Below are 24,832 nucleotides of genomic sequence, written 5' to 3' on the forward strand. Positions count from 1 at the left end.
AAAAGACTCCATTTTACATGAAGTCCTTCGGATTTTGTATTTATAAATAGAGTAGTATAAAAGGAGGGGAAATAAAACAAACACGAATAGCCCTCCACTTTTGACTTTTTCAAAAATAGAGAGCTTGTTGCTATTATTTTATTTCCATTGCGTTTAGCACCTGATTTGGAGCTGTTATTGTTACACCAGCACGTACTAAACGTTCGAAGGTACGCATAAACTCTAGTAAATTAAACTGTTTTGGTAGCTCAATCACACGCAGCTGCTCTTGTGGGAGTTTATCAATTGCTTCGATAAACCATTCACGCACATCACTTGGGATAGTACGGTCTTTATGACCACGAACTTTTAGTTTTTCACGCATTTCAATTTCTAAAGCGATATATGCATGAAGATTTACTCCCTGATCATATGCATATTTTCTAAATAACGTTTCTTCCTGGTATTTTAGATAATTACGGTGATAAGACTCTTCCGTCACTGGTACCGCAAACTTCTGTTTCAGTAGTGCATGTACATTTTTAAACATCTTCTTAATGTTATGAAGAGAGTACATAGAATAATGTAGACCAAAATTAAAGACAGCTTGCTCACGTTCACTATTTCTCTCTTTTGGTATGTGTTGCGCAATAAGAGGGTAGATACCTTCTTTCGCTGCAGTATCAAGGATTTGATATTGAGATGTTTGATGTAATAGTTTTTTCAATGTATATACAATTTTTGTTGGATATCCTTCTTTTCGATCAACCATATCACGAAGCCCACGAATGACACTGCGAATTTGACGATGACAAGTATGCTTTAAGACATGAATGAACTTATTCATGTCTGAAGACAGTTCACCAATATTCATTTCTTGTAGAACTGATTCGATGAATTTCGCTTTACGAGCATAGGTAGCTTTTGGTGTAAATGGATCTCTGTGCTGTTCTTCACCAGCTTCTTTCGTACATAGGAAGTCCGAATGGATAGATAGATATAAGGTTGTATATCGTTTTGTATGCTTTACCCCTTTTTGCATTTTACAAATTTTGAATAGGGGATTCCCCGTACATGGTAAAGCAGTTGTTAATTCTTCAATAACCGCGCGGATTTGATGCGGATATTTTTTATGTAAGAAACGATACATCCCGCCAAAGTGTGTTTTATTTCCTCTTTCGTCCTGCTTGTCCAAAGAACGTTTTAAAGTTGTTTCTGTATGTTGTTGCATAGCAATGTCTAAGAATAGTTTCTTAGCTGCTACAGATAGCTTAAAGAAAGCCTTTGTAAATACAATAGGACTAATATATACGTATGGATTTGCTTTTTTTGTTTCCTCATTCATAAAATGAGTCAGCTTGATTGTATATCGGCCATCTACTCCGTTTTCAATGGAGATAATGTTATGTAAGTTTAATTTCTTTAATGCAATATAGAATTGAGAGTGTTGGATATAAGCAAATTCTTCTTTATATTGCTTGTAATCTTCCCACATCATATGTATTGTTACATTTGGAATGACGCCATTTGTATAGCATTTTTTATGTAGGTATAAGAATACTTCAAGATCAGCATTCGTAATACCGTATAATTTATGTTTTCTTCCTGTTTTTTCTTCAATTGCAGACATTGTGCGACGTGAAAAAGATGGCTTGGCTTTTTCGACAAAGCCTTCTACGTCAGCAATACGTTCTTCGTATGTCATGTGCTGCAGAATATCTTCTAAATAGGTATCTTTATAGCTGTAGTACTTCTCCTCAAATGTTTCCACAAATTTTTGCCAAGATTTTAGTGTGACTAAAACTGCGTTTGTCTTTTCTCCATTTAAGCTACGTTGATTTTGAATAATAAATGATTTCCCCATCTTTTTCACCTCCGTTCTGCAAAATTCGATATGTATGCCAGAATACTATAAAATATACCAATTTTGATTATAGCAAATCGAAAATTGACGAAAGGTGCTCCTTTAAGAAGAAAAATAGCAACTTGCAACAGCCTATAAAGCCAAGCGTACCAAGGGATTGGAGGATTTTATTATTTTTTTTTGTGTTAAGGATACCGCAAACGTGTTGCAAGTTGAATTATGTGTGTATGAGTAAGTAAAAATACATCTAACCCCTTGATATATAAGGAAATTGAGTTGAAGTGATAAATAAGATAGGGAAAGGATACCGCAAACGTGTTGCAAGTTAAGAAGTATACTAATCAATTATAAATTATGCCGATTATTATTGATTTTAAAGGTTTTATTAGAGTTATATGAATTGGAATAGGGAAAGAATACCGCAAACAGTGTTGCATATTATGTGAAAAATAAGGGAAAGGATACCGCAAACGTGTTGCAAGTTAAGTTATATGTATACGAATTAGTAAAAAACCCTCTAACCTGTTGATATATAAGGGATTAGAGTGAAAGTGTTAAAAAAGTTAGGGTGAGGATACCGCAAACATGTTGCATGTTTGAGGCATAACTTGCTGCAAATATAATAAAATCACTTAGAAATTTAGAGAATAGCATGATTTTGTATGTAATTTACTAACTTGAGAAATAAATCATACTGTTGCAAGTTGAAGATTAAAGGGAAAGGATACCGCAAACATGTTGCAAGTTGAAGAGTAAAGGGAGAGAAAAGCGCAAACATGTTGCAAGTTGAAGAGTAAGGGGAGAGAAAAGTGCAAACGTGTTGCAAGTTGAAGAGTTAAGGAAAGCAAAGCGCAAAAGGAATGCAAGTAAAAAAGAAAAGGTAAAAGAAAGAGCAGACATGTTGCAAATTGAAGAGTTAAGGAAAACAAAACGCAAAAGAGATGCAAGTAAAGGAGAAAAGGTAAAGGAAAGAGCAAAGATGTTGCAAGTTGAAGAGTTAAGGAGAGCAAAGCGTAAAAGGAATGCAAGTAAAAAAGAAAAGGTAAAAGAAAGAGCAGACATGTTGCAAATTGAAGAGTTAAGGAAAACAAAACGCAAAAGAGATGCAAGTAAAGGAGAAAAGGTAAAGGAAAGAGCAAAGATGTTGCAAGTTGAAGAGTTAAGGAAAGCAAAGCGCAAAAGGAATGCAAGTAAAAAAGAAAAGGTAAAAGAAAGAGCAGACATGTTGCAAATTGAAGAGTTAAGGAAAACAAAACGCAAAAGAGATGCAAGTAAAGGAGAAAAGGTAAAGGAAAGAGCAAAGATGTTGCAAGTTGAAGAGTTAAGGAAAGCAAAGCGCAAAAGGAATGCAAGTAAAAAAGAAAAGGTAAAAGAAAGAGCAGACATGTTGCAAATTGAAGAGTTAAGGAAAACAAAACGCAAAAGAGATGCAAGTAAAGGAGAAAAGGTAAAGGAAAGAGCAAAGATGTTGCAAGTTGAAGAGTTAAGGAAAGCAAAGCGCAAAAGAGATGCAAGTAAAGGAGAAAAGGTAAAGGAAAGAGCAAACGTGTTGCAAGTTGAAGAGCTAAGGAAAGCAAAGCGCAAAAAGAATACAGGTAAAGGGGAAAAGGTAAAAGAAAGAGCAAAGATGTTGCAAGTTGAAGAGTTAAGGAAAGCAAAGCGCAAAAAGAATACAGGTAAAGGAGAAAAGGTAAAGGAAAGAGCAGACATGTTGCAAGTTGAAGAGTTAAGGAAAGCAAAGCGCAAACTTTATAAATATCTGTTACAATAAATTAAATATAATAGTAGTAAATATTTTTATGATGAAAACTACTTTGTTGTGATCCATGGTTTAGGGAGGAATATAAAGTGGATAACTTAATACAAATGTTTCGAGATGCATTGCTAATCTCTGAGCCAATTTATAAAACGAATGAGCCATTGTGGAATAAGTGGAATGCATACTTTAAAGATGTTGAAAGCAATAATAATAAAGTACTAACCTCAAATTATGCTTCTTCATCATTTACTGCATTAGTATCGTGGTTAGAGAAAAAGCAAGAGTCCGGTATTACATTGTTACAAATTTATGCGAAAATTGATTCTTATAAGGAAGAAATATATACAGAAATTGACGGATTTATAGAAAAAGAATTTCAGAATGTAGCACCTTCAAATTCCGTAATATTAGAAAATGATCAAAATATCGATCAGACAAATATAGTGAACCATGAGGATTATTACGAGGTAAATAACTCTGCTGTTTATTATAAATTAAGAGATGGTATTGCAAAGAATCAATTTGAAGAGGATGACAATACCAAAGTTTTACAATATCCTATTGAAACGAAATCTTCTAATGGGATGGCTCAACTTTCTTCACATAAAGACGAGGATTTAAGACTTACAAATATTGAAGAGGCTGCCCGATGGAATACCCTTGTTGATGATGTAATGAGTAATATGGATGATTTAACAGCAGATTGTTTAGATGCAATTACAATACAGTGGATCAACGAAGCAAAATCTCCAGATGAGTTTATTGATTTTTCATATGAGCAAGTTTTAGAAATGTGCAATATTCCAAAGACAGTCGTTAAAAATAAAGAATATTATCGAGCTGAAGATAAAATTAAAATAGCAAAAAGAATTGCGGCTTTAGCAAGTATTTTTATCTATTTAAATGATGAAAATGAAGTCGTAGTATTAAATGACCGTGAAGATGAAGGGGAACGACTAGAATTAAAGCGTGAGGTTGTTAAACGATTATTTGTATTAGATTCGGTTGTATTGTGGAGACATAGTGTTACAAATGAATATATGGGCATTGAATCTTGTCGTATTAAGCCAGGCAGCTTTTTAACCAATTACTTATACGGATCAAATAATACAACAGCATTATTGTCTAAAAAAGCACTTGAATACAATAGCTATAGACATAAATATCATAAAAGGTTAATTCGATACTTAACATGGCAATGGAGAATTAGACAAATGTATTCATCATTGAAAAAGCCATATTCTATAGGTGGGGACAAAGGGCTGCTAGCAGTAATGGATATCCCAAAAGATTGGAAGCCAAATCGTATTAGAGAACAGTTAGAAAATGTTTTAATGGATTTAGAAAATGAAAAAGTAATCTCTCATTGGGAGTATAGTGATCCACTTGATGAACAACAAATTGGAAAACGTAATTGGTTTAAAAATTATTACACTAACTTAGGAATAACGATTTTACCACCTGAGGAAATGCTGCAATCAATGGATAGGGTAATTGGAAAGAAGAGCATAGAAGAACCTCAGGAACAATTACCTGAAGTAACAGTTGTTAAAGAGATAAAGAAGACAGTAGAATCGGTCGAGCAAATAGAGAAAAAGATTCGTGACCAAATACTGAAAGTACACAATGAAAAAAAGGTAAGCATTCGTGAAATAGCAGATGAAATTAGTATTTCTCCGTCTACATTATCGAGATTTTGTAATCATAAAACAAAACGTTTATCTAAAAAAGCATTAGAAAAGCTAACTAAATGGTGTGAAAGACAAGAAATATTAGAAAAGATGTAATATAGGCTAAGTATTTCTCTTAATAATAGTCAAATTAAAAATACACATACATTATGTATGTGTATTTTACTTATTACCAATTATAATAATCTGAATTTTCTTTATAATTAGTGATTTTGTAGGGTAAAGGTTCTACTTGAAACTCGATATAGTTATGCTGTTTAATCCACTACAATTAAATTTCTTGTCTTATCGATATGGTTCAGTAACATACGATACTCATCTTCATACATAGTTAAACGTTGTAGAAGGGATTGATTCTCAGCTTCTAAATCTTCGATTTGATTTTGTAACTTTGTCAATTCATTCACATCTTTATAATTTTGTAGAAAGAGAATAATGTCATCTAATGTAATAGGTAAAGAGTTTGTTTCTTTTTCTGGTGGAGAGAAGGGAATGTTGTTTCCCGCTTTTCGCTCTTTTTTTGCTTGTTGTATTTCTTCTTGATATTGTTTTCTCACATATGAATTCCAACGAAATCCACAAGCTGCGGGTGTTCTAGCTAGTAGTTTTGCTACTTCTTTGAATGCAGCTAACTGTGTTCCACCGTTACGAACATTCTGAAGTACTGTTGATGCGAGAAGTAAATCGTTATCATCAGTCCAGGAATCTTGTCTTGAGATTACCACATTTTAACCTCCTTATATGTTTTATATTACATATATGCAATTACTCAAAATGATAGAAGCCCAACTTTTTTTGAAATAATTGGGGACAAGTTAATAGAAGTATGTATGATTTTACATGCAAAATTGCATTTAAGGTTGACTATTTCGCAAAGGTGTAACTATACTTGTTACAGTAATGCAGCTGAATGAATAAAATTGTTGGTATGAATTAGTTGTATTTATGATGTATAAAAAAATATTAAAGAATGAATGGAGTTGAAAATACAGTCCTACATATAAAACGTTTTGATAAAAAGAAGTTAGGTAATATACATTTTTTTATAATTATATATTGATAAGAAGAGGTGCACGTTTTGAAAATTTTTAAGGGAATTCTAGTTTCTTCAATTGCATTAACAGCATTTAATGGAGTAGGCGGTATACTTCCAAGTGAAAAATCAGAAGTTGCCTACGCAGCTACTTACAATTATTCAAATAAGCAATTGAATTCTACTGTACATAAGCAAGCTACTAAACAATTAATTTTAAAATTTAAAAATGAAGCGAATTTACCATATCAGGATGGAATAGAAAAATTCATTAAAGAAGAAAAACAAGATCCTGAATTAATTAGAATTTTAGCTGAATACCCAAATGTAACTATAAATCGACTTTTTAGTTCTTTAAATCCTAAAGAAATTAAAAATCTAGGTAAAGAAATAAAAGATTCCGATCAAATTTCTTCTAATTTGCTAAACTATTATATTGTAGAAACTCAAGATAATATAGATGTACAAGCATTACTTACAAAAATTGAAAAATTATCTCTTGTTGAAACGGCGTATTTACAGGAAGAAGAGGCGCCACCAGAAGAGCGTTTACCAAATTTATCTGTTAATCCATATGATGAACCTAGACTTACAAGACAAGGTTACCTTGAACCAGCACCATTAGGAATTAATGCACCTTATGCCTGGAGCATAAAAGGTGGAGATGGAAAAGGAACTACTTTTGTAGACATGGAGTATGGCTGGTTATTTAGTCATGAGGATTTAGTGAATCAAAAGATTGAATTGATATCCGGACAGAATAAGAGTGAACACCATGATCATGGTACCTCAGTCTTAGGGATTGTTTCGGCAGAAGATAATAACATAGGTGGAATTGGGATTGCACCAAAAGCTAAGGTAAAGGTTGTATCTCAGATTAGAGATAATGGTAGGTACAATACAGCTGATGCGATCTTAAGTGCAGTTAACAATATGCAAGCTGGAGATATCCTTTTATTAGAAGCCCAAGCTACTTATGATGGATATGGAGATAAGAACTATCTTCCTGTAGAAGTAAAACCGGATATATTTGATGCAATTCGTATGGGAGCAAATAAAGGAATTATTATTATTGAAGCAGGTGCAAACGGCGGAAACGATTTAGATCAATTTAGAGACCGTAATGGTAAACAAGTTCTCAATCGTAATAGTCCTGATTTTAAAGATTCAGGGGCAATTATGGTTGGGGCAGCTTCTGCAAGGGTTCCTCATAAACGTTCATATTTCTCTAATTATGGTAGTAGGGTAGATGTGTATGGATGGGGGAATGCAGTAGATACAACAGATGCTAAACCAAGTGAATTTACAACAAATTTATATACATCTAGCTTTAGTGGAACATCTAGTGCATCACCTATTATTGCTGGTGCTGCTGCATCAATTCAAGGAATTGCAAAAAATAATCAGGGAAAAGTATATACACCAAGCCAGCTTAGGGATATTTTAAGTGATTCTAGTACCGGAACGAAATCTAATGATCCAATTAATGATAAAATTGGTGTTTTACCTGATTTAAAAGCCATTTTATCTAAACTTGGTTTTTCACCAAACGTAGGTAATGATTCTTCCATTGTATTTCCTGAGGAGCAAGAAATAAATAAAGGGAATCAAGGTTCTACTATTACGTTCCCGAAAGAGGATTCCGATAATAGTGAAGGAAACTCTAACTTCATTTTCCCAGAATAATAGAAATACCTCCTATTCAGTATAAAAGAATCATATATAACTAGTTGTTTATAATAATTCAGAAAGCGTCTACCGCGCAATCAAGAATAATGAGTTTTTAAGCGTCTTAAAACTCATTATTAAATATCTGCCCTAGGTAGGTCCTCATTCTTTTTTCTGTATAGAAGAAAGAGTGGGGATTTTTTGTTGCTTAAATTTGCGATAAAGGAGTTTTTAGATGATAGAGAGATTAAGAATTTAAGTTTTCACACAATAAAGTCTAATAAGGGAATTCTTAGGGAATTTGAATCTTTTTGTGTTGAGCAAGGGTTATTTGAACACTCACTGCAATGAGAAAAAGTGAAATCAATCAAGCAGTAGTAGTTAGCTCAAGCATGTTTGCATTCGGCTATATCATAGTAGTTATGATGAGCCACTTACTTGAGTAAAGTAAAAACTATATCTCAAGACCAAATGAATATCATAGACATCTAGTCATCTGGTCACTATACTATATATGTAACTAAATGTATATATAAATAATAAATAAGTAACTTGGAGGAAAGCAACAATGAAATTTGACAAATTAAAAATCGCTGAAAAGGTTAAATCAATCAACGGGAAAAGCTGGGCTAAGATTGGCGCTTGTGCTTTTATCTTCTTCACACTTAATAGTTGTCACAATAACAGATATGACAGAGCTATTGCCCGTGAACAAAGCGATTATAACGAACTAGTAGATAAACATAATGAGCTAGTGAAACTGCATAAGGAAGTCAAAGAGGAAAACACAAAGATGAAGAGTGAAATCTATGCAAAGGAAAACCCACCTGAGGAGCGCCCTCTTGAGAAAGCTGAAGAGGAGGAAACACAATCAATCCCTGTGGAAGAGGAATCTAATCAGGATAGAGAAGAAGCTCTCAAAGTTGAGCAGCAAACAGAACGCAAAAAGAAAGCATATCAGGGTACTACTGGATGGAGTGAAGAAGCTCTTAAGACATATAAACAGCTAACGGACGATAAGCTTAATAGATGGGCTAGTGAGGACATGCTAAAACATGCAAAAGTAGGAGTTAAATTTGCGGAGATTGATGATGCTCATATGCCTTGGACTGACAGTACCGTACCTATGAGTGGTGGAGCTATGAAGAAAATCTACTTGAACGGACATGATCAACTAGAGGTGACTATTAGCGCCACTGGAACGATAACAAAAGCCGAATATCTTAAAAATGTTAACGAGTAACTATCTAAAAGAATAAATAAATAAATAAATAAATAAATAATGGAAATCGAATTTTGTAATGTAGATAACGTGTGGAAGCTTTTTAAAGGTGATGGCTCGGAGGAAATTCTTTGTAAGGCTTTTGGGGAAGTCGTTGAGAAGTACCTAAGTATTTATATAGGATTCGCTCGAAAAGAGCAAGTCCTAGGATGATAAAGCAAGAGTAGGACAAAGTTTTAGAAGGCCTTAACGTCCTTGAAAGGAAAGGATTTATCACAAGTAACCAACGTTTAGAATTTCTAGTGGACATGGGTATCACCCATTCCGAGCTACTTGATAAGGAGAAAATACGAAGGCTTACACTGATTGAGAACATCATAATCACTGGGCAAGTGTGGCTAGACAAGGGGAACAGAAGATATAACCAACTAGAAATTAGACGGGTTTATTATAAAGTCTGAATGGAAAACGGGAGTAAATAATAATGAAAAGCTTAATGTCTGCGCGTACAATGAGAAATCTTAGTAAAACTATTATCGCATATTCGAACGGGGAGCCTGTCTTTAAGGGGAGTCTGCAAGACTTTCTTTTCATGTCTCTCCAAGAAAAAAGAGAACTTAAAGTAACATCATTCTGTTTCTGCACGAAAGGTGAAAACTAATATGCATACACTTAAAAGATTACTTGTGGCGAAATCTCAAATACGAGAGCTACGTATTAACGGTCTAATGAACGATAATGCTTTCCCCGAGATATTTACTAATTGATGAAGAGAATGAGGATCAAGGGGAATGAGTGCATTGATCTAGAAGGATACATTTATAAAAAAACTGCAAAATCTTTATTTTTTGTTATCGTTAGGGGGAGATTTAGTCTTTTGAGAGTCTGCTTTGGAGCCCGTACGGATTACTACCAATACTAGTGAAATAAGCTCATATGTGTTGTAGCATAAGAGTCTATCTATTGTACTTTTATGTAAATGAAGAGGAAAGTATTTCTTTGGATATTTTATTTCATCTAACAAATTAGTCATTACAATGGACATATTAAAAAAAGACACCTTATGGTGTCTTTTTTACTTTAAAATGCACCTCCATTTAAGCAGGCTTAATTAGCATATGAATTCAAAAGATGTCTTATTTGTTCTATAAAATGATGATGGTGTACATTATCTTTTGATACTCGACTAGCCATAATTGCTCCCTCCATCGAAGAAGAAAGAAAAGAAGCAAGTGATATAACATCTATATCATCTTTAAATTCATTTTTTTCTATTCCTTCTTTAATAAGAGATTCCATTAGTACTACTGTATTATCATATCCTTTTGCAGCTGCAGCATGTAATTCAGGGAAGACATCTGTACTTTCAATTGCAACATTAAGTAAAGGACACCCACCAGCTATTGGAGGATTGTTTGCCGCATCTTGGTATACAAGGAAGATGGCGATGATTTTATCTATAACATTCTCTTTATTTTCTATAGCCGCATAAAAATGTTTCCATATGATTTCTCCACCTTTATGAAATGCAGCCAATGCAATTTCATCTTTACTTTTAAATCGGCGATAAATAGCGCCTTTAGGCAGAGAAGCAGCGTCCATGATATCTTGAATGGATGTACGGGAAATTCCTTGCGTATTGAATAGATACAAAGCTGTTTCGATTATTTTTTCTTTTACTGTATCAACTTTAGTCATAATTTATTTTCCTCTCAAATCGAAAATTCGGAATTATTATTTTTACACTTCTGTAGAAATTTTTCTATATTTTAATAGAAGTTTTTAGTATTAATTTTTGCTACATATGTTTAATCCTAAATGATGAGTATGTAGTAAGCCATGAGTATATTGCTTCTCTCATGATATAAAATGGAATGTTACTTCCATATTATTATATACGTGGTTGTTAAAAGCAAGTGCTGAAAGTGTTGGTATATTCGTTGGTACATCGGTTATTAATACACATTTTAAATGATACGTATTTTTATTAATATTGCATAATTTTTATAAAATAATAAAAAAGCATTTAGAAACAAGGGGAATTATTGTATGATAATAACCGAACCAGACCGACCGGTTCGGTTTTGTGAGATTAGAAAGGAGAAGAATTCATTAATAAAGGAAGATATTTTTAATTTGATATTCTAATAGGATTAAAAATTTAACATAGGAATATTAGAATATACAATAGTAAAAGGGAGTAGGGTATGAAAAAAAATCTATCAATATTTATGGCACTGTGTTTGTTAATTCAGTTGGTGTTACCCGGATCTAATATTTTTGCTGAATCAGTAGAGGGAATAGACCATACACTAAAAACAAATGAAACAGAAAATATGTGTTACAGACAGCATGAAGGGCATTTAAAGTTTCAATGGCCATTGCATAAAAAGAAAATAGATTTTGTAATTGTGCAGGATGCGAGTGGAAGTTTTAAAGATTCTATAGGTAGTGTTAAAAGTGCATTAGAACAGACAGTAGATAAACTAGATCCTAAGACAGATAGAGTAATGGTAACTAGTTATCAAGATTATAAAGGATACAAAGGAATAAATGGTCGAACCTTAAATAATAGCGGCCCTGGCGTGAAAACGAATTTACATTCGGGTTTGAATAGTGGGATGGATTCAGCTAAAAAAGGAATTAATGATATTACTCCATTTAGTGGTACGCCAACTGCAAGTGGTCTTCAGTTTGCAATGCAGCAATATGAACAGCAAAAAGGAGAAAATGATCCAGATAGAGAAACAATTTTCTTACTTGTAACGGATGGAGTAGCGAATGTTCAATTGGATGGATACATTTATAAGACATCTAATACAGTAAGTGATTGGACAGGAAAAGCTTATTCAGGAGAATATCATCAAGATTATAAAGGAGCAATGAATGAAGTTACTAACATAGCAAATGACATTAAGGGTAAAGGCTATAAATTAGTAACGGCCTTTTGGGAAAATAAAGCAGCACTATCAGCACCAAATAATTACTATGATAAGTATGAAAGTGAAGTTGGACCAGCATCAAGACAAGCGCTTCAAAGCATGGCTACAAAGCCAGAGTGGTTTGTTCTATCAAATAACATTGATGAGTTTTCTAAAAGTTTAATTCAAACAGTAAGCTCAGTTACTAAAAGCGAGAAGGATAAAATGGTTTTAGACTTTAATCGTGATTTAGATGTTATGGATATTCGTGTTGAAGGACCGAATGGTATGAGCACTAAGCCGATTGTGAAAAATAACCAGTTGATTTGGGATTTAGAGGAGCAACCGGAAGGTGAATATACTCTTATTTATAAGAGTAAAGAAACAAAACCTGATGTAAATGGATCTGAGGTTACTGGAGGTTTTCTGGTGTCCAGTGATAAAAAGTTTGAAATTCCAACTATAAAGGTGGCACCTAATCCGAATGCGATTGATTGTGTACCAGGAAAGATTGAAGCTGAAAAGTTAGCGGATAAAAACTTAGTAAAAACAGGAGACAAAATAACATACACAATTATCGCAAAAAATGTATTAGATAAAACAACAGCAAAAAATGTTGTGATTGAAGATACATTGCCAGAAGGTTTAGAGTTAGATGCATCAAGCATACAGTTGGATGGAAAGAAAGTAGCAGCTGAAGTAGAAGGAAATAGTTTAAAAGTAACAGTTCCACAAATCAAAGGTGTAGGGGAAGCTATAGTAACTTTTACAGCAAAAGTAACGATGGAAGAAGCGGGAACGATTGAAAATATGGCAATCGTGATGGATCTGGAAGATTCTGAGAATCCGCATAAACCGAAAGTATCGATTGAAGTGGAGCCTAAAAAAGAAGGAAATGTAGTAACGAAGTACGTTGATAAGGATGGAAACGAGTTAGTACCAGGAACGAGTACAACGGATCAAGTAGGAAAAGACTACAAAACAGAAAACAAAGAAATCCCAGGATATAAGTTAGTAGAAAAGCCAAAGAATGCCGAAGGTAAGTATGAAGAAGGAACAACGGAAGTAATCTACGTATATGAAAAAGTAGAAGGAAGCGTAATAACGAAATACGTTGATAAGGATGGGAATGAGTTAGTTCCAGGAACCAATACAACGGATCAAGTAGGAAAAGACTACAAAACAGAGTCAAAAGACATTCCAGGATATAAGTTAGTAGAAAAGCCAAAGAATGCCGAAGGTAAGTATGAAGAAGGAACAACGGAAGTAATCTACGTATATGAAAAAGTAGAAGGAAACGTGGTAACAAAGTACGTAGATAAGGAAGGAAAAGAATTAGTTCCGGGAACAAGTACAACGGATCAAGTAGGAAAAGACTACAAAACGGAGTCAAAAGACATTCCGGGATATAAGTTAGTAGAAAAACCGAAAAATGCCGAAGGTAAGTATGAAGAAGGAACAACAGAAGTAATTTATGTATATGAAAAAGTAGAAGGAAACGTGGTAACAAAGTACGTAGATAAGGAAGGAAAAGAATTAGTTCCGGGAACAAGTACAACGGATCAAGTAGGAAAAGACTACAAAACGGAGTCAAAAGACATTCCGGGATATAAGTTAGTAGAAAAACCGAAAAATGCCGAAGGTAAGTATGAAGAAGGAACAACAGAAGTAATTTATGTATATGAAAAAGTAGAAGGAAACGTGGTAACAAAGTACGTAGATAAGGAAGGAAAAGAATTAGTTCCGGGAACAAGTACAACGGATCAAGTAGGAAAAGACTACAAAACGGAGTCAAAAGACATTCCGGGATATAAGTTAGTAGAAAAACCGAAAAATGCCGAAGGTAAGTATGAAGAAGGAACAACAGAAGTAATTTATGTATATGAAAAAGTAGAAGGAAACGTGGTAACAAAGTACGTAGATAAAGAAGGAAAAGAGTTAGTACCAGGAACAAGTACAACGGATCAAGTAGGAAAAGACTACAAAACAGAGTCAAAAGACATTCCAGGATATAAGCTAGTAGAAAAACCGAAAAATGCCGAAGGTAAATATGAAGAAGGAACGACGGAAGTAATCTATGTATACGAAAAAGTAGAAGGAAACGTAGTAACGAAGTACGTAGATAAGGAAGGAAAAGAGTTAGTACCAGGAACGAGTACAACGGATCAAGTAGGAAAAGACTACAAAACGGAGTCAAAAGACATTCCAGGATATAAGCTAGTAGAAAAACCGAAAAATGCCGAAGGTAAATATGAAGAAGGAACGATGGAAGTAGTCTATGTATATGAAAAAGTAGAAGGAAATGTAGTAACGAAATACGTAGATAAAGAAGGAAAAGAGTTAGTTCCGGGAACAAGTACAACGGATCAAGTAGGAAAAGACTACAAAACAGAATCAAAGGAAATTCCAGGATATAAGCTAGTAGAAAAACCGAAAAATGCCGAAGGTAAGTATGTAGAGGGAACGCAAGAAGTAATCTACGTATATGAAAAGATAGAAGAACCAAAACCAGAGGTAGAAGGTAGTGTAGTAACAAAGTACGTAGATAAAGAAGGAAAAGAAATCGTACAACGTAATACAACGACAGATAAGGTTGGAAAAGAGTACACAACAGAAAATAAAGAAATTCCAGGATATAAGCTAGTAGAAAAACCGAAAAATGCCGAAGGTAAGTATGTAGAGGGAACGCAAGAAGTAATCTACGTATATGAAAAGATAGAAGAACCAAAACCAGAGGTAGAAGGTAGTGTAGTAACGAAGTACGTAGATAAAGAAGGAAAAGAAATCGCACAACGTAATACAACGACAGATAAGGTTGGAAAAGAGTACACAACAGAAAATAAAGAAATTCCAGGATATAAGCTAGTAGAAAAACCGAAAAATGCCGAAGGTAAGTATGTAGAGGGAACGCAAGAAGTAATCTACGTATATGAAAAGATAGAAGAACCAAAACCAGAGGTAGAAGGTAGTGTAGTAACGAAGTACGTAGATAAAGAAGGAAAAGAAATCGCACAACGTAATACAACAACGGATCAAGTAGGGAAAGGCTATACAACAGAAAATAAAGAGATCCCAGGATATAAGTTAGTAGAAAAACCAAAAAACGCCGAAGGTAAGTATGTAGAGGGAACGCAAGAAGTAATCTACGTATATGAAAAGATAGAAAAACCAAAACCAGAAATAGAAGGTAGTGTAGTAACGAAGTACGTAGATAAAGAAGGAAAAGAAATCGCACAACGTAATACAACAACGGATCAAGTAGGGAAAGGCTATACAACAGAAAATAAAGAGATCCCAGGCTATAAGTTAGTAGAAAAACCAAAAAACGCCGAAGGTAAGTATGTAGAGGGAACGCAAGAAGTAATCTACGTATATGAAAAGATAGAAGAACCAAAACCAGAGGTAGAAGGTAGTGTAGTAACGAAGTACGTAGATAAAGAAGGAAAAGAGATTGCACAACGTAATACAACAACGGATCAAGTAGGGAAAGGCTATACAACAGAAAATAAAGAGATCCCAGGCTACAAGTTAGTAGAAAAACCAAAAAACGCCGAAGGTAAGTATGTAGAGGGAACGCAAGAAGTAATCTATGTATATGAAAAGATAAAAGAACCAAAACCAGAGGTAGAAGGTAGTGTAGTAACGAAGTACGTAGATAAAGAAGGAAAAGAAATCGCACAACGTAATACAACGACAGATAAGGTTGGAAAAGAGTACACAACAGAAAATAAAGAGATCCCAGGCTATAAGTTAGTAGAAAAACCAAAAAACGCCGAAGGTAAGTATGTAGAGGGAACGCAAGAAGTAATCTACGTATATGAAAAGATAGAAGAACCAAAACCAGAGGTAGAAGGTAGTGTAGTAACGAAGTACGTAGATAAGGATGGAAATGATATAATACCGGGAATAAGTACAACAGATAAAGTCGGAAACGATTATCAAACAGAGTCAAAAGACATTCCAGGCTACAAGTTGATAGAAAAACCGAAAAACGCCAAAGGTAAGTATGTAGAAGGATCAACGGAGGTCATTTACGTATATGAAAAGGTGGAAGAACCGAATGCTCCAATGGATCCAAAAGATTCAAATAATCCAAAGGAACAATCAAAAGATGAATCTTTGAAAAAAGAAAAGCCTATATTACCAAACACTGGTGCGAAAGAGGGGTCATTATTCTGGGCGATTTTATGTATCATATCAGGATTATTACTGATCTCTAATAGAACTAAAAAGAATTTCTAACATATGTAAATTTGAAATTAGCACTTTTAAGACGTCACTATAATGCGACAAAGTAGTTTAGTAAGAACAAAGGATATGAATTCAATAGTAAGTTGAATTCATATCCTATTTATCATTTTAGCCAAGAAGACTCCTTCCTCAAAGAACGCGAAGTGAGTAGGTGGGAGATGAATTGGCTTCGAACAAGAGATGGCAGGAAGCCATCTTAATTGTTCGACATACATAAAGTGTTACTTCACTATCCATCGAATGTACGTTTGGTTTATAATATTCATATACCGAAATGGAGGTGAATCAAATGATAATTAATAAAGCCTTTAAGTTTCGTATCTATCCAAATCATGCACAAGCAATTCTAATTAATAAAACGATAGGTTGTTCTCGCTTTGTATTCAATCATTTCCTATCCCTATGGGATCACGCATATAAAGAAACTGGAAAAGGTTTAACATATGGTACATGCTCTGCCAAACTTCCTGCCATGAAGAAAGAGTTTGTTTGGCTCAAAGAAGTGGATAGTATCGCTATTCAGTCGTCTGTTCGCAACCTTGCGGATGCGTATACACGCTTTTTCAAAAAACAAAATAGTGCCCCGCGTTTCAAATCCAAGAAGAATAACGTACAATCTTATATCACAAAACAAACAAATGAAAACATTGCCATTGTAGGAAACAAAATAAAATTGCCAAAACTAGGTCTTGTTCGATTTGCCAAAAGTCGTGAAATAACGGGACGTATTGTAAATGCTACAGTTAGACGAAACCCTTCTGATAGATATTTTGTGTCACTATTAGTTGAAACAGAAGTACAAGAACTTCCGAAAACTCATTCTTACATTGGGATAGATGTAGGACTAAAAGATTTCGCTATTTTGTCAGATGGAAAACCCTATGAAAATCCGAAGTTTTTCCGATTATTAGAAGATAAGTTGGCGAAAGCACAGCGTGTTCTTTCTAGAAGAATGAAAGGATCATCTCGTTGGAATAAACAACGAGTAAAAATAGCTAGAATTCATGAATACATATCAAATGCTAGAAAAGATTACTTAGACAAAATCTCAACTGAAATCATCAAAAACCACGATGTTATCGGTATAGAGGATTTGCAAGTATCAAATATGTTGAAAAATCGTAAGTTAGCAAAAGCAATTAGTGAAGTATCTTGGTCACAGTTTCGAACCATGTTGGAATATAAAGCAAAATGGTATGGCAAACAAGTCATTGTCGTATCGAAAACATTTGCTTCCAGCCAATTATGCTCTTGTTGTGGATATCAAAACAAAGACGTTAAAAATCTAAACCTACGTAAATGGGACTGTCCTTCTTGTCGTACACACCATGATAGGGATATTAACGCAAGTATCAATATAAAGAATGAAGCAATAAGACTTCTAACCGCAGGGATTGCGGGGTTAGCCTAATCAATTAGAGTTCGATAGAACTTTTTACTTAGGAATCCCTCACTTCTAAACGAAGTGAAAGTGGGGGTAGTTCAAGATGGAATTACAGCATTAGATGCAATTGGGCCGTATGAGGTATTTGCTGCAGGAACAAGTAGTACAATTAAGTTTGTTGCAAAGAAAAAGGGATTGATTAAGCTTGATTCAAAGATGGGCTATTTGCATGCCGATTATAGCTTTTCTGAAATTCACTCAGCTGATGTTCTTGTTATTCCTGGATGTCGTCCTCCTAGCTATAAGGCACCTATGAATGACAAAGAATCTTTACAATGGATTCGTCAAATACACAAAACTACGAAATGGACTACAACGGTTTGTAATGGTTCCTTAATATTAGGCGCTACAGGTTTATTAAATGGTGTAAAAGCTACAAGTCATTGGGGATCTTATGAGCTATTATCTTCTCTTGGAGCGATTCCAACTGAGGAGAGGGTAGTTTATCATAATAAAATTATAACAGCGGCTGGTGTTTCAGCAGGTATTGATATGGCTCTAAATTTAGTAGCATGTGAATATGGAGAAGAAGTAGGAAAAGCAGCTCAATTAATTTTGGAATATGATCCACAACCTCCTTTTAATACTGGATCACCTAAAAACGCACCTGCGCAATTGTTAGAACAACTAAGAATAGGATTAAAAAAAATGGAAGAGGAGAACCTCGATTTAAAGAGTATGTGAGGGGGAATGAGTTTAACCTTTCTGGTTTAGATGAAAAATTAGTATCTAATGAAATAAAAATCCTATCTTTATAAAGGTAGGATTTTTATATTACATAGTAAAATGGTTATTAGAAAATGTACAATTTAAATTGAAGCTTGAAATACGTTGGATGTCTAGTTATAGTTTAGAAATTTTTTAGTATCTTACAAAAACGTAATGTTAGTGTCACGTTAATGAATTTTTGCATTAAGAAGATTAGGATATAATTTTTGTGAAAAGAGATGCGAGGTGAATAATATGAAACGAATTATGCTTATGTGTAGTGTTTTTGTTTTCTTTACAGTATTATTAACAGGTTGTAACCTAAACCGTCTTGGTACAGATACATATTATGTGCAAATTACCAAGGATGGTGAAAAATTAAAAGAGAAAAATGTAAACGGGGATACGACTTACGAATATAAATTATCTGGATTTGATAAAGATGGTAAAGAGAAAGAAATGGAGTTTACAGCGTTAAAAAACCTTCGTAAAGAAGCGTTTTTACGTATATATTACTCTGAAAAAAAAGGTGTGGAATCTTGGGAAGAGGTTAAGAAAGACGAACTCCCTACAAAGGTGAAAGAAAAATTAAAAGTGGATTAATATATATAAGTCTTTATAAGAGCAATATATCCTCAAATTATTAGAATGTATATGGAAATAGGCTAAATTTCTTTAGAGTTGCAAAAGCAAGAGACTGACAGTTATTGTCAGTCTTTTACTTTTGTAGGACAAAATATAAAAGGCATTTAACAGGCGAAGTATGGGATTATTAACAATTATTTAAGAAGCAAAGCTACAATATACCTACTCCTGAATTATAATAATTTTAGGTCAGAAATAAGCTTCAAATTTTGTAAGGAGTTAAGTACTAAAAAGTCTTAATTTTGTTTAAGGATTTGTAGTCGTTTAAAGGATTTATGATTGGTTATGATATAATAAAATTCAAGTATAATAAGGGGGATTAATTAGATGATTTTTCAAAGCATGAAAACAGCTATTATAGAAAAATTACAAGAGACGGTGAATCCCTATTGGATAATTGTGTTTGGATCAATGGCTGAGAACAGAGAACGAGAAGATAGTGATATTGATATAGCTTATTTAAGTGACGCAACTTTAGGGAACTATGAACGTTTTTTATTAGCACAAGAGTTAGCTAACATTGTTCATAGAGATGTTGATTTAGTTGACTTATCCGAAGCTTCTACAGTTTTTCAAGCTCAGATTATACATACAGGAAAGACAATATTTTGTTCGGATGATAAACGTAAGGTCGTTTTTGAAATGAAAACCTTAAAAATGTATTCTAAATTGAATGAAGAACGACAGGTAGTATTTGATGATATAAAGAAAAGAGGTTCAATATATGAAGAATGAGGTTATTTTAAATAAAATTTCTACAATAGAGCGTTGTATAAAAAGAATCCAAGATGTGTATGGAAATGCTCCTGAAAATTTAGAGGATTTTACAAAACAAGATTCAATAATATTGAACATACAAAGAGCTTGTGAAGCGAGTATTGATTTAGCGATGCATATTGTTGCAGGGAAAAAATTAGGACTACCCCAATCTAGTCGAGAAGCCTTTGATTTGTTGGTTACAGCAGGATTACTTAGCGCTGATCTAGCAAATAAGTTAAAGGCGATGGTTGGGTTTCGTAATATTGCTGTTCATGATTATCAAAGTGTAAATTTAGATATTGTTCGTCAAATTATTGAAAAACATTTAACTGATTTTAAACTATTTACGAAAGAAGTAATGGGGATTTTGGAATTTTAGGCGAAAGAACAAAATAATAGAGCTGAGAAAGAAAGTAATTTATACCAGCTATTTAAACAATTACTTAATTTCGTAAAAAGAAAAGCGGTCATAAGATGAATTTGTTCATGTAGATGTGAATCTTTGCATGAAATGTATGTAGATAATAGTAGGAGCAATAGCCATATACAATTTTATCAACAAATAAGTAAATATTTTTAAAACTAATTTTTATACATATAATGTATACCGAAAACAAAAAGTTTCCTTATGGAAACTTTTTTGTTTTCGGTAAGTTTACAACAATTAATTAATATACAGTTTTTGAGAAAAATGATGAATCATGTCAAATCATCTTCATTTACTCAAACATAAACGTAGTATACAAATGAAGCATATCCAAAATAATTAAAGGGGCTGAAAAAATGATTAAAAAACTTATTATTGGTTCTATTGCTTTAGGCGTAACAATAGGAGTGAGTAAACCTACATTTGCTGCTACAATGCATTCTCCATCACAGTTTAATGAAACTCCAAATTTCTATGTGCAATCCCTAGATTCTCCATGGCAGTATCTAGGACAAACTTCAAGGGAACTCCAAATTAAAAGTAAGGATCCAAAAGTACTAGCTTTTGAACTAGCGAAAGAAGCACCATTTTACGAGGAAGAATTAGTAGACATATGTTCTGCAATTTTAGATGCGAATGTAGATGTTGTATATTGGACAAGTAAGGAATGGGTTAGATTTGAAGCAGGAAATTATGAGTTTAAACATGAAATTAAAATTTTTAGAGATAAAGAACGTCAGAAATTAATTACTGCACTAGAATCTTAGACCTTTTACAAAAAGAAGCTATGCTATACTCCCCTTATAGTAGATAGGATAAAGAGAACACATTAACCTATTTACTATGGAGGGGAGTTTTCTATGAGTAAAATTAGCACCACTGATGAAGTAGAATTTAAGAAAAAAGCAGTCGATTTATATTAAAAGAAGGAATGACATATAAATAATTGAGTCTTTTTTTGTTTAACATGTGTACGTTTATTACTGATGAAAATCGTACTACAATTACATCCATGGCTTATTTTTTAGGAGTATGTCCTTTAGTATTTATTAATACATAAGTTTCGTAATAAGAATTTACTGATTGTGCTATTTCAGATGATTTTAAGATAATTGAAGAAATATATTGGATTAAGCTAAAAGGGTTTAGGCTAACTTTTTAAAATGTTATAGAAAAATAAGGAAAATAGTTATAAAATAGGAAACTGGAAGGAACTTTCCAGTTTGTTTTTGTTGTGCGAGATAAAGATGGCCAAAGATGAGAGCTTAAGAATTCTTTTCTTTGTCTAAAACTAACACTTAACATAATGGATCTAGAAGGTATCAGTACAAATGGAAAAGATGAAGTAATAGAAGGTAAACGTCTTCCTACTATTAGATTTCCAAAATCAGCTGGATATATAAAAGATGAGATTGCAAATGGGGAAACTGATATTTGTACAATAGATCAGAATCGGCTTCAAAAAATAGAAGTTAAACTTTAGCATTATTATTCAATAGTGTCATAACTATTATTTCATTAGTTCTGCTATATAAAAGGGTGTTGAAAATTAGCTGCATTTTTATGTTGATTACAATGGTATCATCCTTTTGTATTTATATACATAAATTCTTAGATTAGTTAAATTATCGCTTTAATTATAGTGAAACTATCAGTATAAAAGGAAAGAAACTCTATCAAACAAAAAAATTGGAACGTTTGATTGAATGACAAGTATGCTATTTTAATGTTTAAGTTAATAACATAAATAGAACCTATTAATATGTTACTACTTTGTTTTTGTATTGTTGAAAATAAGAAAGGTGAAATCAATGAAAAAATATTGGCATAAGCTATCGTTGCTTCAGAAAAATGTATTACTAACGGTATTAATAATTCTAACGCTTGTGGGAAGTATGGGCTTGTTAAGCTTTAACATGTTTCAAAATAGTATGATGTCTATATTTGAAAGGCAGTCTTTTGAAACAGGAGATACAATAATAAATCAATTAGATCTAGAAATAGTAAGAGATGTAGCAAAAGACCCCTCAGCACAAAAAGTAAAGACAGAAAAATTGACGGAACAATTAGATAAAGCTATAAAAGATATGAAAAGTGTCGGGCAAACATATGTTACAGGAGCCAAACTAAATGATAAAGCTGAATTACAATTAGTAGCTTTGGATACAGAATTAGCAAATACAGTTTCTGTAAAACTAGGTTCTGTAAAAACAGGTGACTATTATGAGCATCCTACTCATTGGAAGAAGACATACGACAAAGTAATGAAAACGAAACAGGCACAAATGACAGAAGTGTATGAAGATGTACTAGGTACATGGGTAACAATTTTAGAGCCAATTACAGATGAAGATAATAATATAATTGCAATTGTTGCGGCGGATTTAGACGCTTCTATTATTCCTCTTACAAAGAAAGAATTTATAGTGCATGGTTTACTATTTATAATCATTTCATTAACAATCGCAATTACAATTCAAATATTCATCTCACGAAAATCTCTATCGCCTTTAAAGGACTTACAAGAAGGGTTACGTAAAGTTGGTGATGGGGATTTAAGTATTAAATTGAATGAAGGGTCTGATGATATAGGGATAACTAATATCTATTTCAATAACACTATTAAAAAGTTTAATAGGATTATAGATAAAGTAAGGCAGACTGCCATACAAGTTTCAACATCCTCACAGGAATTGTCGGTAAGTACAAAAGAGAATAGCATAGCCTTTAAAGGAATTTCAAGTGCTATTACAGGATTAAATTTAGGAGCATATTCTCATGAATATGTAGTGCAAAAATGTTTAGGAATTGTTCAAGAAATGGAAATTAAGCTGAAAGAAATTACAGGAGCTGCAGAACAAGTTAGGAATACTTCAGAAGAAATGGAACAGCATTCTTTAGAAGGAAAAGATTTGATTAAGCAAATTGTGAATCAAATGAAAAGAAGCCGAGATTCAATTCAAGATGTATCTTCTAGTATTTATGCATTAGAAGCAAAATCTAAGGAAATTAATGAAATTCTTACTGTAATTACAACTATTTCAAATCAAGCAAATTTATTAGCTTTAAATGCTTCTACTGAAGACTCATGTGCTGGAAAGATGGGGAAAGGAATTTCAGTTGTTGCGGATGAGGTACGTATATTATCGGAAAGAACCGAGGCATCTGCAAGGGATATAGCTAAATTAATTGGTGAAACCCAAGCTGAAACAGAAGAGACTGTAAGATCCATACAGAATGGTTCAAAGGAAATAGAATCAGGAATAACACTTGTTCAAAGTAGTGGTGCTTTCTTTGAAAAGATTTCAGAAGCTGCACAATCTGTTACAAATCAAATTAAAGAGACTTCGAATAATTCAAGTGACATTTTAAAAGGTAATCAAGCTACTGTTCAGATTGTAAATGAATTATCATACATTGCAAATACATATGTGAATAGCGGTAGTAATGTAGAGATAAGTATGAAAGAGCAAGAATTATATGTACAAGATATTGCAGAGTTGGCAAATTCTTTGAATTGGCTCTCCCAAGAGTTACAGGAGTTAATAGGGGAATTCAAGAGTAAGTAGGATAGGACACGGTATGGGTATGATATATACCTTTATTTATTCCCACAAAAGGGAGGGAAGTTTAGGTAATATATGTAAAATAGCTAAACGAATAATTTTTTTGCATATTTTGTTGGAAATAGAGCATGATATTACCAAATTCAACGGAGGTGTTTAAAAATGCAAATTCGCGAAAATAATAATTCAAACGAAATCTTAATAGCAGCTGCAGCAAGTGCAATTGAACAAATGAAATATGAAATTGCACAGGAGTTTGGTGTTACTCTTGGACCGGATTCAACAGCAAGAGCAAATGGTTCAGTAGGTGGAGAAATTACAAAACGTTTAGTTCGTATGGCGCAAGAGCAGTTATCAGGACAATATAAAATTCACTAAAGTTAAAGGTATATCCCATGAAAGGGATATACCTTTTTAATTTGCCTTTAAAGAGGATAGTGAAAATTTTTACTGCTAGTTAAATTTAGACACTGAAAATTTGGCTGTGAAATTCATCTTCTTCATGTAAGAAGAATTTACTCCTGCTTGAAATTGAACAGAAATATTACCGTCTTTTTGTGCTTTGAATACGCGACCGTATGGTGAATTAGCATTATATGTGCCAATTACTTGATCATCTGCATCAAAGACTGTATAAGAAATTGGGAACCCGGAATTTTGTACAAAGACCGTAAGTTCTTCCCCTTTATTAAGATTAAATGATTCTTTTTGAGAAACCTCATAGGAACTCATAGAGTAATATTTTGTAACTTCTTGAATTTCTAAATTTGTAGTTGCTGCACTCGCTTTAGGTGCCTCTGCTCCTGGTAAGTTCATACCTGATAGTACTGCAATTCCTAATGCTCCTGCTAAAATAACTTTTTTCATAATGCTAGTTCCTCCTTTAATATATTGT

General features: G+C 33.3%; 17 protein-coding genes. 13 read left to right on the forward strand and 4 right to left on the reverse strand.

All coding sequences use genetic code 11. The annotated features are described in order from the left end of the window. Positions 1-133: 133 nt before the first annotated feature. On the reverse strand, positions 134-1,843 hold the full coding sequence (locus KZZ19_RS29115; RefSeq protein WP_348638059.1) for a hypothetical protein: 1,710 nt from the start codon (positions 1,841-1,843) through the stop codon (positions 134-136). Positions 1,844-2,660: 817 nt separating this feature from the next. Here KZZ19_RS29115 and KZZ19_RS29120 point away from each other — a divergent pair. Together KZZ19_RS29120 and KZZ19_RS29125 are read left to right on the forward strand one after the other, a co-directional pair. Continuing rightward, a complete protein-coding gene (locus tag KZZ19_RS29120; protein ID WP_237982812.1) occupies positions 2,661-3,614 on the forward strand; it encodes a hypothetical protein in 954 nt (317 codons plus the stop codon). A 77-nt stretch (positions 3,615-3,691) separates the two neighbouring features. Further along, complete coding sequence (locus tag KZZ19_RS29125) at positions 3,692-5,389, forward strand: helix-turn-helix domain-containing protein (protein ID WP_098343308.1); 1,698 nt, start codon at positions 3,692-3,694, stop codon at positions 5,387-5,389. Positions 5,390-5,550: 161 nt separating this feature from the next. Here KZZ19_RS29125 and KZZ19_RS29130 read toward each other — a convergent pair whose 3' ends face one another. After that, positions 5,551-6,018: an RsfA family transcriptional regulator gene (locus tag KZZ19_RS29130; RefSeq protein WP_237982813.1), complete on the reverse strand. Its 468-nt coding sequence runs from the start codon at positions 6,016-6,018 to the stop codon at positions 5,551-5,553. Positions 6,019-6,371: 353 nt separating this feature from the next. Here KZZ19_RS29130 and KZZ19_RS29135 point away from each other — a divergent pair, with 353 nt between their 5' ends. Both KZZ19_RS29135 and KZZ19_RS29140 read left to right on the forward strand, forming a co-directional pair. After that, entirely contained in the window at positions 6,372-8,012 is a 1,641-nt protein-coding gene (locus KZZ19_RS29135; protein WP_226546213.1) for a S8 family peptidase, read from the forward strand. A 550-nt stretch (positions 8,013-8,562) separates the two neighbouring features. After that, entirely contained in the window at positions 8,563-9,237 is a 675-nt protein-coding gene (locus tag KZZ19_RS29140) for a hypothetical protein (protein ID WP_237982814.1), read from the forward strand. 1,086 nt (positions 9,238-10,323) lie between these two features. Here KZZ19_RS29140 and KZZ19_RS29145 read toward each other — a convergent pair. Next, on the reverse strand, positions 10,324-10,914 hold the full coding sequence (locus KZZ19_RS29145; protein WP_237982815.1) for a TetR/AcrR family transcriptional regulator: 591 nt from the start codon (positions 10,912-10,914) through the stop codon (positions 10,324-10,326). Between the two features lie 509 nt (positions 10,915-11,423). Between KZZ19_RS29145 and KZZ19_RS29150 the strand changes: the two genes are divergently transcribed. The 9 genes from KZZ19_RS29150 to KZZ19_RS29190 all read left to right on the forward strand — a co-directional run bounded on the left by KZZ19_RS29150 (position 11,424) and on the right by KZZ19_RS29190 (position 24,315). Continuing rightward, complete coding sequence (locus KZZ19_RS29150) at positions 11,424-16,379, forward strand: MucBP domain-containing protein (protein WP_348638060.1); 4,956 nt, start codon at positions 11,424-11,426, stop codon at positions 16,377-16,379. A gap of 298 nt (positions 16,380-16,677) precedes the next feature. Further along, positions 16,678-17,799 carry an IS200/IS605 family element RNA-guided endonuclease TnpB gene (gene tnpB / locus KZZ19_RS29155; RefSeq protein ID WP_226546123.1) on the forward strand — a complete coding sequence of 374 codons (1,122 nt, stop codon included), beginning with the start codon at positions 16,678-16,680 and terminating at the stop codon, positions 17,797-17,799. A gap of 54 nt (positions 17,800-17,853) precedes the next feature. Next, the gene (locus KZZ19_RS29160) at positions 17,854-18,516 is read left to right on the forward strand and encodes a DJ-1/PfpI family protein (protein ID WP_226546122.1); all 663 of its coding nucleotides are present in this window, start codon (positions 17,854-17,856) and stop codon (positions 18,514-18,516) included. Positions 18,517-18,795: 279 nt separating this feature from the next. After that, positions 18,796-19,143 (forward strand): YxeA family protein, encoded by a 348-nt coding sequence (locus KZZ19_RS29165; RefSeq protein ID WP_237982296.1) that lies wholly within the window; start codon positions 18,796-18,798, stop codon positions 19,141-19,143. 369 nt (positions 19,144-19,512) lie between these two features. Beyond that, positions 19,513-19,920 (forward strand): type VII toxin-antitoxin system MntA family adenylyltransferase antitoxin, encoded by a 408-nt coding sequence (mntA, locus tag KZZ19_RS29170; RefSeq protein ID WP_237982295.1) that lies wholly within the window; start codon positions 19,513-19,515, stop codon positions 19,918-19,920. After that, positions 19,910-20,323: a type VII toxin-antitoxin system HepT family RNase toxin gene (gene hepT / locus KZZ19_RS29175; RefSeq protein WP_016093854.1), complete on the forward strand. Its 414-nt coding sequence runs from the start codon at positions 19,910-19,912 to the stop codon at positions 20,321-20,323. Before mntA ends, hepT begins: the two co-directional genes overlap by 11 nt. 404 nt (positions 20,324-20,727) lie before the next feature. Further along, positions 20,728-21,138, forward strand: a complete 411-nt coding sequence (locus KZZ19_RS29180) for a hypothetical protein (RefSeq protein ID WP_237982294.1) — start codon at positions 20,728-20,730, stop codon at positions 21,136-21,138. A gap of 1,044 nt (positions 21,139-22,182) precedes the next feature. Then, entirely contained in the window at positions 22,183-23,940 is a 1,758-nt protein-coding gene (locus KZZ19_RS29185) for a methyl-accepting chemotaxis protein (protein ID WP_226546120.1), read from the forward strand. 159 nt (positions 23,941-24,099) lie between these two features. After that, positions 24,100-24,315, forward strand: a complete 216-nt coding sequence (locus tag KZZ19_RS29190) for an alpha/beta-type small acid-soluble spore protein (RefSeq protein ID WP_001167047.1) — start codon at positions 24,100-24,102, stop codon at positions 24,313-24,315. 75 nt (positions 24,316-24,390) lie between these two features. Here KZZ19_RS29190 and KZZ19_RS29195 read toward each other — a convergent pair whose 3' ends face one another. Beyond that, positions 24,391-24,804 (reverse strand): hypothetical protein, encoded by a 414-nt coding sequence (locus KZZ19_RS29195; protein ID WP_226546119.1) that lies wholly within the window; start codon positions 24,802-24,804, stop codon positions 24,391-24,393. Between the last annotated feature and the right edge of the window lie 28 nt (positions 24,805-24,832).

It is taken from the genome of Bacillus thuringiensis, from assembly GCF_022095615.2.
In the GTDB taxonomy this organism is placed as follows: Bacteria; Bacillota; Bacilli; order Bacillales; family Bacillaceae_G; genus Bacillus_A; species Bacillus_A cereus_AG.